Here is a 15,255-nt window from a genome sequence, read left to right on the forward strand (position 1 = left end):
TTTGGCGGTTAGGCAGGCATCTGGAGCCACCCTGCGGCGTCGCTCAGCTCGCGGAGCTGGTAGCCGACGCCGATGCGCTTGGGGGCGGTCCTTCGGCGTTGCAGGCAGTGCCGGACGATCCGGCGGGCGTCTGCCTCGCTGGCGGCCAAATGGCGAATCCGCCTGCCCGGAGTTCCGATGCGGCCATAGGTCACGTCCACCAGCCAATCGCCTAGCAAATCGGTGCCCGCCTCGATGCGGTAGGCCCGGAAGATGCCGCGCGCCGGATCGCGCGCCTGTAGCTCCGCCCTGAACTGCTCCATCCCCATTCCCTTCCCCTGGCTCCTCCTGGCGCCTGATGGCGTCCACAGTGGCAGCGGTAAAGCAAACGACCGTTTCCTTGCCTCCGGCGGCGGCTTCGTCAGCTCGACCGCATTTCCCGCTTTCCTTGGTAAAGATATTAGGATAAGAAATCAAGGGAAAGTTGCAACAGCCTGCGACGCGTTTCTTTCCTTATACGGTCAGGTGGTATAGCTTGCCACTGCGACCACAATGAGATATTATATAGAAATATAACTTATGCTTGGAGGCTATGCCATGCACTATTCCACCCTTCGCACCGTCGGCGGCTCGGTGATGTTCGCCATCCCCAAGCCGGTTCTGGAGATGCTTGGCCTGCGTCCCAATGCCGAAGTGGGCATTACCGTTGCCGATGGGCGGCTGATCGTCGATCCGCAGGCTAAACCCCGCTACACGCTGGAAGAGCTGATCGGGCAATGTGATCTGGCGGCCTCTCTGACGGAAGAGGATCAAGCCTGGCTGGACGATGGCCCTGCCGGTGGCGAAGCGATCTGATGCAGCGGGGGGATATTTACCACGTCGATCTTAATCCGGTACAGGGGAGGGAGCAGCTTGGGCGGCGGTATGTGCTGGTGGTATCACGGCGGGAGTTCAACCAGTTCGGCACACCGCTGGTCTGCCCGATCTCGCAGGGCGGCGAGTTTGCCCGCAGCAAAGGCTTCGCCGTACCCTTGAGCGGTGCTACGGTCAAAGTGCATGGTGTCGTGCTTTGCCATCAGCCCCGCACGCTTGATCTCCAGGCCCGCAAAGCGACATTCGTTGAAAAGGCACCGCCTGCCATCGTCGATGAGGTGATTGCCCGGTTGATGACGCTGCTGGAGTAACGACATGGCGGACACAGGATGCACGGAATCGCATGAAATGGTCAGCGCATCCATTCAGGACCGCCGGAAAGACCGCCCATGAAGATCGGCTATGCCCGCGTATCGACGCAGGATCAGAATCTGGATTTGCAGCGGGACGCCTTGAAGGCGGCGGGCTGCACGCGGATCGTCGAGGACACCGCCAGCGGCGGCAAGCGGGATCGCTCCGGCCTGGAGCGGGTGCGGGAGCAGCTACGCAAGGGCGATGTGCTGGTGGTCTGGCGGATGGACCGGCTGGCCCGGTCGCTGAAACACCTGATCGACCTGATGAGCGAGCTGGAGGAACAGGGCATCGGATTCCAGAGTATTACCGAGGCTATCGACACCACCACCCCAGGCGGCAAGCTGGTCTTCCATATCTTCGGTGCCTTGGCGGAATTCGAGCGGAACCTGATCCGTGAGCGGACGAAAGCCGGGCTTGAAGCGGCACGGGCACGTGGCCGGAAGGGAGGAAGGAAGAAGAAGCTGGATGAGAGGAAGCGTGCCCTGGCCGTTCAGCTCTACCGGGCGAAGGAGCACACCATCCCGGAAATCTGCTCAATGGTCGGCATCAGCAAACCTACGCTTTATGCGTATGCCAAGGAAACACGCGTCGCTTCCCAAGACGGGTAGCCTCCGATACACCGATCAATGACGGGCATCCTGGAACGGTGCAGCGTCATGAGGGAGGGGGAGACATGGCCGGAAAGCGCATCGCCGACTACCAAGTATCTACAGTCCGCCAAGGGGCTCCTAGGCTCGGTCTGGCGGGCCAAGAAGCCGTTGTGGAGGGATATGCCAGGGCCGGCGGAGGCATGCTTCTGCGGGCCTACGCCGATCTCGCTTCTAAGCTGCCGGAGCTACAGGCAGACGGGCAATCGTTGCGCGGGATCGCCCGCCGGCTCAATGATGAAGGTCACACCACGCGGCAAGGAAAGCACTGCATTGGTGTGCAGGCCGGCAGGGGCTGGCACGGACGGAAGCCTAGCGGGCGGTTCGCCGGCGGCGGTGCCAAGTGTAGCCGCCCAGGGCAGCCAGGCCGATGCCCAGCGGTACCATACTGGCTGGCACGGGGACGGTGACAGGCGATATTCTAATGTTGTCAATCAATAAACCGGAATTACCAGATTGATCTCCAACGTCTATTACTCCTAAACCGAATGCATACGTACCGGCTTCAGGCAAAACAACTGAGTAATTCCGGTATCCTGTTTCTCCCAGGAAGGATGAAGCAGACGAGTCAACAAAGCGAGAAGATAGATCGGCGAGGCCAACCGGAACTCCAGCAAAATACCCAGTATTCTCGATAGACGTCCCAATCGAAACAAACGCAAAATCATTGAAATCAGGGTCTTCCGACCCGGGCCTATGAGAAGTCAGGAAGTTGAAATCAAAAGATAAAATGCTTGACTCGGCAATAGAAAAAACCTGAAGAAATCCTGATCCAGCTTTAGGCAATCCAGTTGACAGGCTTCTCAACTGACCGCCTAAGAATCCAAACTGCGTGTCGATCTCTTCAATTGTCGCCGTTGTCATTACATTGCCGGACTGAAGGAAAGCCTGAGAATGACCTTGCGTCGGATCTACTCCGATTGATGAAGATTCTGTGCTAGCAGCCCCCAATGTTGCGAAGCCGAGATATCCGTTTTCAAAGCCGCCGTTGACGAAACCAGCTTCCGCGCATGTGCACGCAAGAAATAAACCTGTTATTGCCATGGGACGAAGCAACATACAATTCATGGGTAAACCTCGATGCTAAACTTCTTGCGTGCGTGTAATCTCTCCGCCTTCGACGGTGCCGGCTTCGGAGTAAAGGCTATTGATTCTAATGGAAGCTCCTCTCTTTACTGTATGCAATTTCTGCTTTCCGTCAACGGGATCGATATATAGACGCTGGACTATTCTAAAGCCTGAATTGGCCATCGGCACTTCGGCGCTGCCCGTCCTTCTGTCCCTGAATTTAAACAACTGATCAAAGGATATTTCGCCTGTATTCCAGTCGGGATATAAATTCGAGAAATACGGGAATGCCACGCTATGAGTATCGTAAAACGTGAGTGAATCCCGGGCACTGTTATACCCGGATGTGCGAGCAAATCCGTTTATAGCAAGCCCTCCTGTTCCTGGCCCGGCTTGAACGACCTCCGACACTTCAACCGCGTCGAGATCACCAAGGACTCCGCTATCCGACTCAAAATGCCAATAAACCTGCATCCCCGCGGATTTAAGCGCGACATTTTCCCTGACTCTAGGCTGCACCAATTTCCGAGTGTTGCTGAAATTGACCGGGATTGCCGCCACGCTAAATCCATGGCTCTGAGTCGTATCTTGTCCGCGTACTCCGACCACGAGTTTCAACTTCGAGCCATTCTCTCCGACACGAATGCCGATCGAGCCCCGGTACTGTCCTGTAGCTGCAGTTTGCGTGCTGCCATCTGGGCTGCTGAGACTGACCTTTCCTGTCTTCGCGATATATTTTGTTCCTTCGCCATCAATGGTAACCATGCCATTGCTCGCGCTCTGGCCGTTGACCGCTAGCGTGACACTCTGACCGCTCCCGGTGAGATCAGGTGCTACCGTGATGTTGAAAGGCGTTCCGACCCTGGGCGGGATACGGTCTTTCATTGAGTAAGGCGTATTTGTGCTCCGAATTCGTTGCGGTATGAGAACACTTACGATCGTCAGCACATCCCGAGCAATTTCTGTGCTCCCATGTGAAACGATGATCTGTGTGTCATAAGGAGCGGCGCTGACGGCTTTCGGTGTAACTTGCACCTCGCTGCTTTCACCCGCAGCCAAGGTCACGGAGTTTTGGCTGACCGTCGCTGCACCCGCTGCACTCACCGACAACTGAAACGTCGCAGTGGCGTTGCCGGTGTTGGTAATTATTGCGTGTATCGGCTGCGCATAAGGCTGGCCGGTAACGGCCGGGTTGAACAGAGTGATGTTATCGGTCTTGCTCACCGTGCCGTTGATGCTGATTTCGGCACTTGGATTTTCGATCGAAGCGTCAAGCCTGACGATCCAACCAGCGGGGCGATTTTGTGGGTCAACTCCCTGCCCTACAATCGTAAGTCCATCCGGGGTGATCGCGGTGGCTGTGCCAAGTATCCAGCCTTGAAGCGAGGGGCCGAGCCCGTGTTCGTTCACCAGTACGGTTTTTAGGTCTCGGATACCTTGATCCTGGTCCCAAATAAAGGCGTTGCCGGACGGATTGAGGTCTCCGACGATGATGGAACCATTCGCCGATACGCCGTTCGGTGTCGCATCGGATGATCGGGAGCCCAGATCGGACACGCCTTGAGGGGTCCACCGAATCGCTTGTTGAAGGAAGCCGATCGTGCGAGTGCCGACGATCACAGAACCGTCAGGTGATACGGCCGTGGCAAAGCTTGATCGGGCAAGCGGCTCGGGAAGGGTAGTGAAAGAATTGTTGGCCCAGCGGAAGATAGTCGAGGAGCCGTCCCTTTCGAAGCCGGTTCCGGCGATCACCGACGCGGAACTTGAAATGCCTGCAACTTGATATCTCGTAAACGTATTGTTCGTTGGAATAACCGTTGAAGCCTGCCCACCCGATAAGCGGTAGACCCCATTAGCGTTGGCGTCGAAAGAACTGGCGTAGCCAACTATGGTATTACCATTAGAGGATACACCATAAGCGTCAGCGTACAAAGACCCAACGGGCAAAGTCTGAACGTTCGCTTGACCGGGCGACCAACGGAAAGCAGGCACGGCACCAAAGTTTGGTGTGATCTCGCCCACGATGACGGAACCGTCAGCCGATACCGCCTTTGCCGCGGGAATGCCGGACAACCCCTGTGGGGCAACTAGGGGAACCAGCCCTTCCCCACTGCTCCAATGGAACCCAAACCCCACGACAACGTTTCCGTCAGCTGAGACCGCTTCAACGGGGCTCGTCCCGGATGGTATCGCTTGGAAGCTGGCCAGCAGCGCCCGGCCTTCGAGCGCCTCCAGGCGCAGCAGCGTCGCTCGCCGGGCACGCCGCATGCGGTCATCACTCGCACGTTGAGGAAACAGCCAGCCGGGCATGAAAGTGGTCCAGCGTGGGGCCGATGGGGCTGGGCCGCGATCGGCCCGGATCGTCCGTGGATTCTCCCGGACCGAGAGAGCGGACGCAACTTTTTTTTCAACATTCGCGAATTGTCACCCCCCGCCCCCAGGCGAGCTGTGACGCCTGCAGCGGAACGGGCGGCGGGAACGGGAAGCAGTCGCAGCAATGCAGCGCAGGATCACGAGCAGGCCGGGCCGGAGCGTCTCTGACCTGGAAATCGCCTGCTTAGAGGCCCTGAGCAGTGGTGATCGCAATATGGCTAGCCTGAAATTGCCGACATGTAATCGGGCGGCTCCAGATGTAAGCAAGCAATACCATGCCGCTACGACAGCGGCGGTGCCAACGGGCTGGAGTCGTTGCTTGCGGTATAGTCAGGTGCTCAACTGACTGGCGGTCACCGTTGCCTGGCGACGGTCGATCAACGCCGCATTTTCCCCGCGAAAAACCCCTTAGGCTGGGCTAAGGAGAGACGCCTGCAGCCATTGCATCAGCAACAACCAATACGTGCAAATCCACTTGACTTGGGGGCAGGCGCTCATATTATGCACATCATCTAGTGGCACACCGCAGGGCAACCCTATGCTGCGTATCCACCAAGTCACCACCGCTTCCGGCGCGAAGAGTTACTACGCGGCCAGCGACTATTACGCGGAGGGGCAGGAAACGGTTGGGGTGTGGGGCGGCAGGCTGGCCGAAGAGCTGGGCCTGTCCGGCGCCGTGGACAAGGCGAGCTTCGACCGGCTCTGCGACAACCTCCACCCGGCCACCGGCAAATCGCTCACGCCACGCACCAATTCGGAGCGGCGGGTGGGCTACGACTTCGTGTTCTCGGCGCCCAAATCCTTCAGCATCGTCGAAACGCTGGCCGGCGAATCGGATCGCCAGGAGCTGCTTGCCGCCTTCGACGCTTCCATCGTTGAGACGATGGAAGAGCTGGAAGCCGACATGCAGACGCGGGTGAGAAGGGGCGGCGAGAATAGCAACCGCGCCACCGGCAACCTGCTCTACGCCAGCTTCGATCACAGCACCGCGCGCCCCGTGGATGGCTCGGTGCCGGACATGCACCGGCACCGTCACGTGCTGGTGTTCAACGCCACCTTCGATGCGGAAGAGAACCGCGTCAAGGCCGGGGAATTTGCCGCGATCAAGCGGGATGGCGAGTATTTCACCGCCGCCTTCTATGCCCGGCTGGCCAGCCGGCTGGAGGGCTTGGGTTATCGGATCGACCGCAGCCGGGGCCTGAAGGAATGGGAAATCGCCGGGGTGCCGCAAGCGTTGATCGACCGGTTCAGCAAGCGATCAGAAGAAGTGCGGGAAGCGTACGAGGAGAAGCGGAAGAACGATCCCGCCTACCGGGCAGAATACAAGTACGAGCTGGGAGCGAAAACGCGCTCCCGCAAACAGAAGGAGCTGACGCCGGCGGAGCTGCGCCGCGAATGGGAAGGGCAGCTATCGGATGATGACCGGCAGGCGCTGGCCGCCGTCCTCGGCAGGCAAATCGCGCCGGATGCCAAAATCGCGGCCAGCGAAGCCGTGGCCTACGCGGTCCACCATTGCTTCGAGAAAGCGTCGGTGGTGCCGGAGCGGGAGCTGAAGCGGGTGGCGCTGCTCTACGGTTTGGGCGATGTGACGGCGGACGAAGTGGCGAGGGAACTGCCGCGTCAGGGCGTGATTACCCGCATCAAAGGCGACCGCGTGCTCGCCACCACCAGGGCGGTGCAGCGGGAGGAGGAAGAAATCGCGGCGTTCGCTGCCCGGATGGGACCGGTCAAGCCGGTGGGGCTGCCGGATGGGCTGGTGCGCGGCAAGCTCGATGACGACCAGTGGCACGCGGTGCAGGGCCTGCTCACCTCCAGTTGCCGCGTCACCGTGGTCAACGCGATCGCCGGCACCGGGAAAACCACCATGCTCGGCGTCTACGATCAGGCGATGCGGCTGGCGGGCGCGAAGGTGACATACCTGGCCAGCACATCGGACGCGGCCAAAGTCCTGAAAGACGAAGGGTTTGAGGCGGTGACGGTCGCGCATTTCCTGCGAGATGAAACGATGCAGGAGCGGGCGCGGAATGGCCGCGTGGTCGTGGATGAGTCATCCCTGCTCGGGCACCAGGACGCTTACCGGCTGTTCGGGCTTGCGAAAGAGAAAAACCTGAAGCTCAATTTCATCGGCGATTCCCGCCAGCACGGCCCCGTCGCCAGGGGTTCGCTCCTGCACGTGCTCACCGAATACGGGGGCATCACGCCGTTCACAATCGCCGCCATCAAGCGGCAGAAGGGCGGACTCTACCGGAAGGCGGTGCAATTCCTGGCCGCCGGCGACACGGTTGCCGGCTTCGATCAGCTCGACAGGATGGGCTGGGTGAAGGAAAACCGGGAAGGCGACCGGTACTGGCACCTGGCCAACGAATACGTTCAGGCCATCGACGACAAGAAAACCGCCCTGGTGGTCAGCCCCACCCATGCCGAAGGCGAGCGGATCACGCGGGAAATCCGCCGCCAGCTCAGGCTGGCGAAGAAGCTGGGCAAGGAGGAGCGGGCGTTCACCCGGCTGGTGGCACGGAACCTAAGCGAAGCCGAGCGTGGCGATGCGCGCAATTACCGGAGCGGCGACGTGCTCCAGTTCCACCAGAACGGCAAAGGCGTCACGAAGGGCCGCCGGCTGGCGTTTTCCGGGGCGGAGGAAGCGCGCGCCAGCCTGCCCGTCGGCGAAGCGGCGAAATTCCAGGTCTACCGCCCGGAAACCATCCATCTGGCCGAAGGCGACCTGATCCGCTTCACGGCCAACGGCCGGTCGCTGGACGGCAGGCACAAGCTCGTCAACGGCTCCAGCTACCGCGTGGCCGGTTTCACGGAGGGCGGCAACATCCGCCTGGAAAACGGCTGGGTGGTCGGCAAGGAGGAAGGACATTTCCGGCACGGCTACGTGGAAACCTCCTTCGGCAGCCAGGGCAAGACGGTCGATCGCGTCATCCTCGGCATGGCGGCCAGCTCCTTGCCGGCAACTAACAGAGAGCAAATGTATGTCAGCAGCTCGCGCGCCCGCGAGCGGCTGACGCTTTATACCGACGACAAGGCGGCGGTGCGCGAGGGCATCCAACGCTCATCGGCCAAGCTGGCGGCGCTCGACCTGGTGCGGCCGCCGCAACTCCCCCGCAAGCAGCCCAATTGGCCGGAGAGGCTGCGCAGGCAGGCGGAACGCCTGAAACGCGTACGCTTCTATCAGGGCATACGCGTATCCCACGACACCCCGGAACCGGAGAGGAGGCAGGCTCATGGACGTTAGCTTGGCGGCGGATCGGCGCTCGATCTCTGGGATTCAGGCCATTCTGAACCGGCCTGATCCGGGCGCGGGCACCGCAGCGGTGCCGCCGCGCGAGGAAGAGGAGGCGGTTTCGCTGCTGACCATGAGCGGCGAGTACCGGGCGTTTGCCATGCCCAGCTACAAACCGCTGCCGCGGGTGCATTTCTTCCTGAAAGACCGGGCGGTGCGGGTTGGCCTCTATGCCGACCTGGACAGCTTTCCCGAATACCGGCCCGCCACCGGCGCTTCGGGAGAAACGCTCATCCTCTGCTTCAAATCCAGGGTCATCACGGAAGTGACGATTGAAGGGCGGCATCTGTGGCCGCTGTTCGATTACCTCTCCCTCCAGCGCATGCCGTGGATGCGGGAGATGGCGGCGGAGCGGGATTTTGAGGCGGAAGCCACGCCGGTGATCCACCGCATCGCGTTCCGTCCGTTGGAACTCTGACGCTCCCGCGCATTCGGAGCGAGCGACCGGAGCGTGAGCGCAGGGAGCGAGCGCGCCGTGCGGGGGGCGGCGGGCACCGCCACCCCGCACCGTTTCCCTGTCTTTGTCCGATGGCAAGGCGGGCGGCAGTACCGCCCGCCCCGTGGTGTATCAGGCGGCTGCGTGCGCCACTGCGTTCGGCTCCGCCGCCGGTTCCGGCTGCGCCGTTGGCTCCGGTGGCAGGAAGGCCATGCCCTCGGGCAGCCACGCGGCGAGTTTCGCCGCCTGTTCCGGGCTGTGTCCGGGCTGCTCCGGCGCCCGGAATGCGGCTTCCAGACGCTCCACCAGCTCGGTTTTCCTGTAGTCCATGCGCTGATAGGCCCACGCTTCGCCCAACAGCTCGGCCCCAAGCGCCAGCAGTTGCGCGCGGGTGAGGCGCTTCAGATACTGCTCCTTGGTCGGTCGCCAGTAATCGGCCACCTCCACGCCGGTCAGCGAAAGCGCCAACTCATGGGCGGAATTCTCGTGGCCGGTGGAGAGTTGCGGCTGAAGGCTCCGCGCCACGCAGAAAGCGAAGACGGCTTGCTTTTCCGCTTGATTGAGCGCCCGGAACCGGCGGAACCGCTCGGCCTCATCTCCGGCTTCGAGCCAGTGCCGGGGCAAGCCGTGCAGAATCGCTTCCATCGCGCTTGCCGCCGCCGTGGCACCGGCACCTTCAAATTTTGCGGCATGCCCGGTCAGGCGAATATCCAGCCCGGTCGAGCCTGGCAGGCCGAACGCGTCACAGGCGAGCGAAAACGCCAGCCAGTCGAAGGCGAGCGCCGGATTCGCGGCCAGCGCGGCTTGCGCCACCTGCAAGCGGCAGGCTTCCAGGGCGCGGCGGAGCGAATCCGGCATCCGGTTTTGCAGCCTTGTGGCCGCCGGGGCGGTGGATGCGGCCAGCCGCTTGGCATCGGCTTTCCGCACCAGCCCTTTCTCCACCTCCAATGCCCCGTTGTAGCCGATGCTGACGCAGCATCCGGCAAACCGCATCTGCTCCGGGTCGAAGGCGGAGAACCGCGCCAGCTCGGCGGCGATGGCGTCCACTTCCGCCTGCGCCTCCTCCCGCGCGTCCATCAGCGCATCGGATTCTGTATCGTCCATCGCTTCCATGACCGCGCTCAGGGCGGCTTCCGCGCGGGCTTGGCGTTCCAGCAACTCCTCCGGCACGTTCAGGGGCCGGGGCGCGATGCGGCCGCACTGGTGGAGAAACTGCCAGTCGCGTTCCGGCATGATGTCCACCCATCCCCAGCCCTCGGCCAGCAGCGCCTGCCGCTCCGCTTCCAGCTTTTCGGCGGCCAGCCGGTGCAGCAGCTCGGGGTTTTCGAGGTAAACCGCCTCGCCGAACAGATCGGCGCGGATGGCGCCGCCCGCCTGCAGGTAGGCATCCAGCCCGACGAACACCGCCAGCCTGTCCTTGCCGCCCGGCATGGTTTCGGTCAACTGGGCGCGGATGTCGCGGGGGTTGCGCTGCCACTCCGTCAAGCCGCGATAGACGCTCACTTGCCGCGCATGGTCGTCGGTCAGCGTGAAGGCCATCAGGCATTCCAGGCTGAATTCCCCTTGGCGGTAGGCGTTCAGCAGCTCCGGCGCGACCCGCGCCAGCTTCAGGCGTTTCAGCACGTGGGATTCCTCCACGCCGAACCGGGTGGCGATGTCGGCGGAGGAAAGCCCTTGCCCAACGAGTTGGGCGAAGGCTTCGAATTCATCCGCCGGGTGCATGGCGTGGCGCACGGTGTTTTCCGCCAGGCTCAATTCCCGCGCCTGCGCTTCCGTGTAGATGTGGCAGGGCACGGCGTAATCGTCGGGCAGATGGCCTTCCGACTGGAGCGCGTGCAGCGCGGCCAGCCGCCTGCCTCCGGCGAATACCTGAAACTTCCCCTTCTTGGCGGGGTGGACGCTTAGGTTCTGCAACAGGCCGTGCGCGAGGATGGACGCTTTCAGCTCGTCGCACGCGCTAGCGCTTCCGGTGCGGCGTACGTTGAGCGGGGATTTGCCGAGTTTCTTGACTTCGATTAATTGGGTATTCATAGTATCAATCTCCGTTTGTATGCGATTCGGGGAATTCCGGGCGGGGCTGCAATCCCCGCCCGGTCAGTGGGTTGACTCAGTAATCGTCCGGCATCAGCACCGTGGTGACGCTGCGGTCGGCCTCGGTGATAATCCAGAACACGGTTTCGCCCGCGCGATAGACCGACATCAGGCGGTAGCCTTCCCTCAAGCTCAGCTCGTTTTCGTCGCGGTCGGCTTCGCACACTTCGCCCCAATCCCCGGACGCGTGGCGGCATAGGGCTTGCGCCACGTCCAGCCGGGGAAGCTGCCCGGCGGCATTGGCGGTCATCACCACCCGCCCCAGCGCAAATTTCGGGTTGGCGATTACCAGCCGGGGAAACGGGGGCCTATCGGCTTGCATGTTCGTCATGGTTATTACTCCTTATAATTGGTTAACACGTTGAATGCGCCCGGCATTCAACGAACTAGCCCAGCGGCAATGAGCGGGGGGAGCCGTCAAGCGGTCGGGCGGCGGAGGGGAATCACCCGGTTTGCAGGCTGGCCGCGCGCGGACGGCCGAAAACCGGGGAAACCGCCGTCCGACCAGCGGCTTGCCGCTTGACGGCGATGGGGCCGCAGGCCCCTCTTGGCGGCGTTGCTCACGCTTCGGCGGGAATGCCGGGCGGCGCGGCGTTGCGCCGCCCGGCATCGGCTCCGCGCTCAGGCTTCCGGCTTCGGCTGGAAGGAGTGCAGGTAATCGACCGCTTTCTGCGCCTCTGCCGCAGCGGAGAAGATGGCGCGCTTGTCGCCTTTCAGCACCTTCAGCCAGTGGTCCAGATAGCTGGCGTGGTCTTCCCTCGGTTCCGGCGTGATCGATAAATCGGCACAGAGGAACGCGGCGCCAAGCTCGGCCACCAGCTCTTCGCGGGCGTAGCCTTCATCGCCGAATTTCCTGCGGCCGAAATCGCGGTTGAGGCGGCTGCCGTGCTTCGTCCAGTGCGTCAGCTCATGGGCGAGCGTGGAGCAATAGGATTCGGCGTCGCGGAAGCACTCAAACGGCGGCATCTGCACATAATCCGGCGATTCCGCGTAGTATGCCCGGTTGCCGCCGTGGCGGATGTCGGCGGCGGTATTGGCGAAGAAGAGGTCAGCGGCGGCAATCCGTTCCTGCGGGCACCGTGCCAGCGGCTCAAGTTGCTGGGATGCGGTCGCGTAGAAATGGGCGGGCAGGCCTTCCGTCTGCTCGGCGTTGAAGACGGTGTAACCCTTCAGGAAATAAATATCCTTCTCCACTTCCTCGCCGTCGTCGGTGGCTTCCCGCTTGGTCATGCGGTCGGAATAGACGACCAGCGTTCCCCTGGCTCCGGCCTTGATGTGGCCGCCCAGCTCTTTCGCCTGCTTGAAGGTGATCCAGAGGGGGGCGGCGAAACCCTGGGCGGCGGCGCTCATCCAGAGCTGGATGACGTTGATGCCCTTGTACGGCTGGCCGGTGGAGCGAAGCGGGCGGGTGATTTTGCCCGCCAGATGCTCGGCGTTCCACGGCTGAAGCCAGGGCCTGACGCCGCGCTCCAGCTCGGAAACGATGTGGCTGGTCACGCGGGTGCAGATGTCGGCTCGCTCGGTGTGCATGGCTCTTGCTCCTTCGTTGATATGTCCGGTTTGAATGCAGCGCGCATTCAACCGGAACGAAGGGAAGGGCCTTCCAGGGGGGAAGGGTTATCAAGGGACGGAACCGCGTCTGCACAAGGCGATAGCCGCGGAAGATGCGGCTTCGAGCGCAGCGGCCCTTGAAAACCCAGGGGGATCACCCCCGGTATTTCGCACCAGCGGGCGGGAAGGCGGCGGCAGCCGGTTGCGCCGGCAACGGCAGCGAAGCGGACCCTGGAAGCACGCGGCCGGCTCCGTCCGGGGTGCCCGAAGGAAAATTTCGAATGGATGCAGGCGGTTCCATTGCCGTCCGCCAGCGGCCGGCACCCCCGCTGGCACGGTGCCTGCCTTCGCTCTCGCAACCCCGACCAGCTTCCGCTCCGGCAGGGGAAGGGATTGGGATGCACCCTCACGCGGCTTGAAAGGCTATTGGAGGCGTGGAGACGCGTTAGGCGGCCGAAGATAGCAAGTGGAACGATCCGCCGCTCCCAGGGGCGTTTGCGGGGGAGAGAAGGCGACGGTTAAATGGAAATGCCATTTCAAGCCACCGACCGGAGCCTGGGCGATGAGCGGAGCACTGGAAACGTCACCGAGCGGAATCCTGGAGCGGCAATGCCGCGCCGTGGAGGAATACCTTCGTTCCATCTGGACGGCGGATGAGGATGTTGGCCGCTTGTATCAGTCGCAAATCCACATCAATCAATTGCACCGCGTCGAATTCGTGCGGTGCCTTGTCAAAGCCCTTGGCCACGCCGAACCGGAGCTGCGGGTTGCATCCGCGTTCGTCTTATTCCAGATCGGCGAAGTGCATCCCGATGCCTTGCGAGTGTTCAGGGAGGAGTTTGCCGCGAAGCAGTTTCAGCGTCGGTTTCAAACGGTTTGCATTCTCTCAAGCTGCAATCGCGTACCCGAATCGCTGGTTCCATCCCTGGTTAGCCTCATGGAAAACGACCATTGGTGCTGCCGCGTGCCCGCGGCTGCTGCCCTGCTGGGGGTCCCTCCAGAAGATGATGAGAATCAGGCCATTCCCAGGGCCCAAGCGATGTCGGTACTGCGGCAAGCCCTGAGGGGCGACGAATCCGCCATGACGCTTGACGCGGTGGCAAGGCTTGCATCGGAGTATGTGGGTGATGGGCAAGTTGATCGGGCAAGCCTAGCGGAAGCTAGAAACGCTCTGGTTGGCACGGCGAGGAACCTTGCCGCCTGTGCGATGGGACGCCACGGGCCGCCGCATGCACAAGAAGCCGTTGAAATACTGATCGCGGGTCTAAAATCCGCAAACCAGGAACTTCAACATCAAAATGTCTATTTGCTTCTTAGGGTAGGGCAGGAAGCGATTGTCGCCATCCCAACCCTGATGGAAGTGCTGAAACTCCCGTTGAGCGGTGCTGATCTCCGCCTGGCCATCGCATCCGTGGTGGGCAAGCTCGGCAAGGCAACGGACGCGGCCATATCCTTGGTGGAGCCGCTCATCCGCTCGCTTCGCTCGGAAAACTGGCTGGTCGCCTGTAACGTCGTGGAGAGCCTGGTGGCGATGGGCGAAGCACCGAAAGCGGCGATCCAGGCGATGGTCAAATTGCTCGAACATCCCAAGCCGGAAGCACGCAGCATGGCTGCCCTCAGTCTGGGGAAATTCGAGGAAAGAGCCGCTGAGGCCATACCCGTCCTGATTGAACGCCTGAAATCCGAGCCGGACCGCAACGTATGGCGGAGCGTCATCGATGCCGTCGTTGCAATTGGAGAACCCGCGATTCCCGCCTTGGTCGGACTGATCGAGCAGGGGGATTACCGGCTGTTACCCCTGGCAGGCGAATCGCTCAGCCGAATCGTAGGCGATTCGCCTGATCGCCTGGCTCATATCCTGCTTACTCACCCCAGCGGAGACGTAAAACAGCAAGCGGCTGGAATCCTGAAGCTGATGGGACCGAAAGCGGCACCTGCCGTTCCGGTTGCGGCCCAATTGCTCAGGGAAGGCGATGATGAAACCCGCTTCGCCGCATTGCTGGTGCTGGCCGGTATCGGGCCGTCCGCACGCGAAGCTCTGCCCGATTTGGTCCGCGTTTTCCTTGCCCCCAACCCGGAATTCAGCGAATGGGCAGGAGAAGCCCTGCTGCGAATCGGACCGGATGCGGTCGCCGCGTTGGAGGCGGCACTCCCTGACGCCGACGCTGCCGGGCAGGAACGGATCGCGGCCTTATTGGCCCGGCTCGGCAAACCGGCGGTCGGTCATGCCGCCAGCCCGGATTACGGCTGGATTGGTGATGATTCGCTCGTCGAATTCTTTGTCCTGATCGGCGGCATGCTGGAGGCAGCACAGGGGGCGGTCGCCAAGCGGCAACTCGTCCGGGAAATCGGGCAACTGCAAAGCCTTGGTACGGTCTCGCTTGATTTCCCCGACAATGAAGGCCAATTGAGGAAGTGGATCACTAAGTTGGAAGCAAAGCTAAAAGTACGGGCTGGCCGTCCGATCCGATTGATCGGCTCAAAAAGCACACGGCCGGGTGCCCTGACCGATGACGGCAACTTTTACCTCCAGGAGTTCCGCCACTACCTAGAAGCGCTCGGAAACAAATGAGTTTACATATTTTAATACTAGT

Annotated in this window: 12 protein-coding genes; 6 read left to right on the forward strand and 6 right to left on the reverse strand. The window is 61.8% G+C overall.

The annotated features are described in order from the left end of the window. Positions 1–8: 8 nt before the first annotated feature. The gene (locus WG209_RS03200) at positions 9–302 is read right to left on the reverse strand and encodes a WGR domain-containing protein (RefSeq protein WP_337173555.1); all 294 of its coding nucleotides are present in this window, start codon (positions 300–302) and stop codon (positions 9–11) included. Between the two features lie 274 nt (positions 303–576). On the opposite strand from WG209_RS03200, the gene WG209_RS03205 reads away from it, so the two are divergent. The 3 genes from WG209_RS03205 (at position 577) to WG209_RS03215 (ending at position 1,814) form a co-directional block, all read left to right on the forward strand. Next, on the forward strand, positions 577–834 hold the full coding sequence (locus WG209_RS03205) for an AbrB/MazE/SpoVT family DNA-binding domain-containing protein (RefSeq protein ID WP_337173556.1): 258 nt from the start codon (positions 577–579) through the stop codon (positions 832–834). Continuing rightward, a complete protein-coding gene (locus tag WG209_RS03210; RefSeq protein WP_337173557.1) occupies positions 834–1,163 on the forward strand; it encodes a type II toxin-antitoxin system PemK/MazF family toxin in 330 nt (109 codons plus the stop codon). Before WG209_RS03205 ends, WG209_RS03210 begins: the two co-directional genes overlap by 1 nt. Before the next feature lie 78 nt (positions 1,164–1,241). Beyond that, positions 1,242–1,814: a recombinase family protein gene (locus WG209_RS03215; protein WP_337173558.1), complete on the forward strand. Its 573-nt coding sequence runs from the start codon at positions 1,242–1,244 to the stop codon at positions 1,812–1,814. 351 nt (positions 1,815–2,165) lie between these two features. On the opposite strand, the gene WG209_RS03220 is transcribed toward WG209_RS03215, so the two are convergent. Together WG209_RS03220 and WG209_RS03225 are read right to left on the reverse strand one after the other, a co-directional pair. After that, on the reverse strand, positions 2,166–2,921 hold the full coding sequence (locus WG209_RS03220) for a hypothetical protein (protein WP_337173559.1): 756 nt from the start codon (positions 2,919–2,921) through the stop codon (positions 2,166–2,168). Positions 2,922–2,936: 15 nt separating this feature from the next. After that, a complete protein-coding gene (locus WG209_RS03225) occupies positions 2,937–5,231 on the reverse strand; it encodes a hypothetical protein (RefSeq protein WP_337173560.1) in 2,295 nt (764 codons plus the stop codon). A 601-nt stretch (positions 5,232–5,832) separates the two neighbouring features. On the opposite strand from WG209_RS03225, the gene mobF reads away from it, so the two are divergent. Then, complete coding sequence (mobF, locus tag WG209_RS03230) at positions 5,833–8,535, forward strand: MobF family relaxase (protein WP_337173561.1); 2,703 nt, start codon at positions 5,833–5,835, stop codon at positions 8,533–8,535. Next, entirely contained in the window at positions 8,525–9,001 is a 477-nt protein-coding gene (locus WG209_RS03235; protein ID WP_337173562.1) for a hypothetical protein, read from the forward strand. Before mobF ends, WG209_RS03235 begins: the two co-directional genes overlap by 11 nt. Positions 9,002–9,151: 150 nt before the next feature. On the opposite strand, the gene WG209_RS03240 is transcribed toward WG209_RS03235, so the two are convergent. The 3 genes from WG209_RS03240 to WG209_RS03250 form a co-directional block, all read right to left on the reverse strand. Beyond that, complete coding sequence (locus WG209_RS03240) at positions 9,152–11,050, reverse strand: ParB/RepB/Spo0J family partition protein (RefSeq protein WP_337173563.1); 1,899 nt, start codon at positions 11,048–11,050, stop codon at positions 9,152–9,154. Between the two features lie 76 nt (positions 11,051–11,126). Beyond that, positions 11,127–11,441 carry a hypothetical protein gene (locus tag WG209_RS03245; protein ID WP_337173564.1) on the reverse strand — a complete coding sequence of 105 codons (315 nt, stop codon included), beginning with the start codon at positions 11,439–11,441 and terminating at the stop codon, positions 11,127–11,129. A gap of 290 nt (positions 11,442–11,731) precedes the next feature. Then, positions 11,732–12,640, reverse strand: coding sequence for a zincin-like metallopeptidase domain-containing protein (locus WG209_RS03250; RefSeq protein WP_337173565.1), 909 nt, complete (start codon positions 12,638–12,640; stop codon positions 11,732–11,734). A 583-nt stretch (positions 12,641–13,223) separates the two neighbouring features. Between WG209_RS03250 and WG209_RS03255 the strand changes: the two genes are divergently transcribed. Beyond that, on the forward strand, positions 13,224–15,233 hold the full coding sequence (locus WG209_RS03255; RefSeq protein ID WP_337173566.1) for a HEAT repeat domain-containing protein: 2,010 nt from the start codon (positions 13,224–13,226) through the stop codon (positions 15,231–15,233). Positions 15,234–15,255 lie beyond the last annotated feature (22 nt).

Origin of the sequence: Paludisphaera sp. (genome assembly GCF_037189885.1) — a bacterium.
GTDB lineage: Bacteria > Planctomycetota > Planctomycetia > Isosphaerales > Isosphaeraceae > Paludisphaera.

Coding starts and splice junctions, on each gene's coding strand:
- WG209_RS03255 (WP_337173566.1), top strand. CDS start 13,224: ATGAGCGGAGCACTGGAAACGTCACCGAGCGGAATCCTGGAGCGGCAA.
- WG209_RS03210 (WP_337173557.1), top strand. CDS start 834: ATGCAGCGGGGGGATATTTACCACGTCGATCTTAATCCGGTACAGGGG.
- mobF (WP_337173561.1), top strand. CDS start 5,833: ATGCTGCGTATCCACCAAGTCACCACCGCTTCCGGCGCGAAGAGTTAC.
- WG209_RS03240 (WP_337173563.1), bottom strand. CDS start 11,050: ATGAATACCCAATTAATCGAAGTCAAGAAACTCGGCAAATCCCCGCTC.
- WG209_RS03235 (WP_337173562.1), top strand. CDS start 8,525: ATGGACGTTAGCTTGGCGGCGGATCGGCGCTCGATCTCTGGGATTCAG.
- WG209_RS03245 (WP_337173564.1), bottom strand. CDS start 11,441: ATGACGAACATGCAAGCCGATAGGCCCCCGTTTCCCCGGCTGGTAATC.
- WG209_RS03215 (WP_337173558.1), top strand. CDS start 1,242: ATGAAGATCGGCTATGCCCGCGTATCGACGCAGGATCAGAATCTGGAT.
- WG209_RS03200 (WP_337173555.1), bottom strand. CDS start 302: ATGGAGCAGTTCAGGGCGGAGCTACAGGCGCGCGATCCGGCGCGCGGC.
- WG209_RS03205 (WP_337173556.1), top strand. CDS start 577: ATGCACTATTCCACCCTTCGCACCGTCGGCGGCTCGGTGATGTTCGCC.
- WG209_RS03225 (WP_337173560.1), bottom strand. CDS start 5,231: ATGCCCGGCTGGCTGTTTCCTCAACGTGCGAGTGATGACCGCATGCGG.
- WG209_RS03220 (WP_337173559.1), bottom strand. CDS start 2,921: ATGAATTGTATGTTGCTTCGTCCCATGGCAATAACAGGTTTATTTCTT.
- WG209_RS03250 (WP_337173565.1), bottom strand. CDS start 12,640: ATGCACACCGAGCGAGCCGACATCTGCACCCGCGTGACCAGCCACATC.